Here is a 239-nt window from a genome sequence, read left to right as displayed (position 1 = left end):
ATTTTCGCGCCGCTCGGATCGATACCGGCTTCCTCGACCGCCATGGCGATAGCCTTGTGGCGACGGAGCCGAGCGAAATCGCGATCGACACCGCAGCCGCCGTGCTTTCAAGAAATACCGATGATGATCCCTGGGCCGCGCTTGCCGGATTCCGCATCGCCGGCGCGACCGACGTCGTAAGGCGGCACGTTCAAAGCGGCGTGGAACATGTGTTGAAGAGCGGCCGGATTACTTAGGGC

Annotated in this window: 1 pseudogene; it reads left to right on the top strand. The window is 62.3% G+C overall.

Annotation, left to right across the window (positions count from 1 at the left end):
- Positions 1–236: pseudogene (locus EOD29_RS37755) on the top strand (hypothetical protein); the annotation flags it as partial.
- Between the last annotated feature and the right edge of the window lie 3 nt (positions 237–239).

Origin of the sequence: Mesorhizobium sp. M1A.T.Ca.IN.004.03.1.1 (assembly GCF_003997555.1) — a bacterium.
Classification (GTDB): domain Bacteria; phylum Pseudomonadota; class Alphaproteobacteria; order Rhizobiales; family Rhizobiaceae; genus Mesorhizobium.
Note: the sequence above shows the minus strand (reverse complement) of the source record. Positions and strands in the feature narration are given on the sequence as shown.